This is a genomic window from Bowmanella yangjiangensis, assembly GCF_017255015.1.
Classification (GTDB): domain Bacteria; phylum Pseudomonadota; class Gammaproteobacteria; order Enterobacterales; family Alteromonadaceae; genus Bowmanella; species Bowmanella yangjiangensis.
The window spans coordinates 2,128-3,996 of record NZ_JAFKCS010000078.1; the positions used below are offsets into that span (position 1 = coordinate 2,128).

Genomic DNA, 1,869 nt, shown 5'->3' on the forward strand with positions numbered 1-1,869 from the left:
AGGCCTGGCCCGTGCCCCATCCCTACCGGGCTGCGCCCACGGTAGTCGGGCAGGCCGAAGGTGGTCTGGCCATTGCCGCCATACATCGTGCCGAGCAGTGAGAAAAGGGCAGTGTTCTGTGCGATGGGCATCAGCTGGCCCTGACACATCGCATAGCCACGCGGTGCGAAGTTGAAGCCGACCATTTTGATTTCGCCGAGGAACGGTTCCATGTTGTTGCTCCCTGCTGTGTGACGCCGGTGTGACCGACGGGTTGTCGTGATGGCTCAGGTCCGTGGCGCGGATGTCCGTGTATGGAAAACGGCCTGCAACAGGCGGGCCCCGTCGTCGTCCGGGCCGATCGGGGTGAGCATGACCCACCATGACGCCTCGCCCGGGCTGTGCAAGGTATAGCTGAATTGCGGCAGGTCGACCCCGGCGGGCTGTCGAAAGATGGCGTCGTAGCACTGATGGCGCGGGTTCATGGCCTTGCCCTGGCTCACTTCGACCAGTTGCACATCGACACCGGGATGTCCTTCCCAGCTGAGGCGCCAGGTCTGGCCCAGGGCCTGTTGCAGGTCTGCCTGGCTGGGGACGTCGTTCATGCGCTCAGACTCCGTGCGGCGGTGCGGTGCATCTCCAGATAGATCGGGTGCTGGCCGGTCACGATGAAACCGAAATGTTCATACAGGCGTCGGGCAGGGTTGTCGGACTCGACGTAGAGGCGAATCGCTTTCCCCACCCTGTCGGCCTCATCGACCAGGCCGGCGAGGAGGGCGCGGCCGATGCCCCGGCCACGCCAGGCCGGCAGCAAGGACAGGTCCATCAGGTTGTGGGTGCCGGGCCCGCGAAACAGGTAGAGACGGCCGATGGGTTGCTCGTCCTGAAGGATCAGCGAGAACTCGGCGCCCCGATAGTGGGCCTGGTAGTGGCGGTGCTGGGCATCGAACTGTTGCTGCAGGAATGCCGCTTTTTCGGCCTGGCTCCAGGGCAGCGGGTCGAGCTCCTGGGCGCGGGTGCTGGCGTACAGGTCGAGCAGAAACCTCAGGTCGGTTGCCGTGATGGGGCGCAGATGCACGTCAGATGTGGACACGGTGTGGAGCTTCCTTGCGCACCTTGTTCGTGAACGAAACAGGCGCAGTCGTTGGCTTGTCGGGCGCACTGCATGTGCGCCCCTTGAATATAGAACGGTGATGCGGACTTGCCACTATTTCCTTACGGGCGGCAGGTTCTTTCTGCAGGCGCTCGCCTGCTGCAGGCGTGCCTTGGGGTGAGTAGCGCAACCGCTGGCGTCAGAAGCCGCTTTCGCGAACGCCCAGTGCGGCCAGGCGGCGCCAGGTGGCGCCGAGTATGGACTGCCCCGTCCCTTCGAGGACGACGACGCCACGCACTGGCAACGAGGGTTCGTCCGCCGCTTCCAGCAGGCTGAGGCGGGCGCCGTACTGCGCCTGCAAGGGGGCCGCCCGGTGCTGGGCGTCGCGGCGTACGGCGATGGGGCCGTGGTGGTCGGAGGCGAGTGCCTCCAGCTGCAGATAGGCGACGCCGGTGTCGTCCACGTCATCGAGGCGGACCGCCAGCGCGGCGCGCGCCGGGTCGTCGGCGATGAAGCGTCCTTCGCTGCCTGGCTGCACACGCCAGAGCCCGTCTTCGGCCAGGTAGCCGCGCAGGCGGACGCCGGGCGCCACGACGCGCAACAGCGGGTCGCCTGGCTTGAGCCAGCGGCCTGGCGCCAGGTTCGGCTGCAGGTCCCGCACCACGCCGCTTTCCGGCGCGCGCAGCTGCAGGCGTTCGCGTTGCGCATCCAGGCCACGGTATTCGGCGACCGATGTCGCCAGGCGCTGTTCGAGCACGGCAGCGTCGCCCACCGTCTCGCTGCGCCCGGCCTGACGG

At 67.1% G+C, this 1,869-nt stretch carries 4 protein-coding genes; all 4 read right to left on the minus strand.

What is annotated here, in order from left to right; all coding sequences use genetic code 11:
• A partial coding sequence (locus J0A65_RS27495) for a phage tail protein (protein ID WP_232850097.1) occupies positions 1-212 on the minus strand: 212 nt, incomplete at its 3' end.
• A 54-nt stretch (positions 213-266) separates the two neighbouring features.
• Entirely contained in the window at positions 267-584 is a 318-nt protein-coding gene (locus J0A65_RS21720; protein WP_037052431.1) for a DUF6916 family protein, read from the minus strand.
• Entirely contained in the window at positions 581-1,072 is a 492-nt protein-coding gene (locus J0A65_RS21725) for a GNAT family N-acetyltransferase (protein WP_206596415.1), read from the minus strand. Before J0A65_RS21725 ends, J0A65_RS21720 begins: the two co-directional genes overlap by 4 nt.
• Before the next feature lie 199 nt (positions 1,073-1,271).
• Positions 1,272-1,869 (minus strand): HlyD family efflux transporter periplasmic adaptor subunit (locus J0A65_RS21730; protein WP_206596416.1); only part of this gene is annotated, 598 nt, incomplete at its 5' end.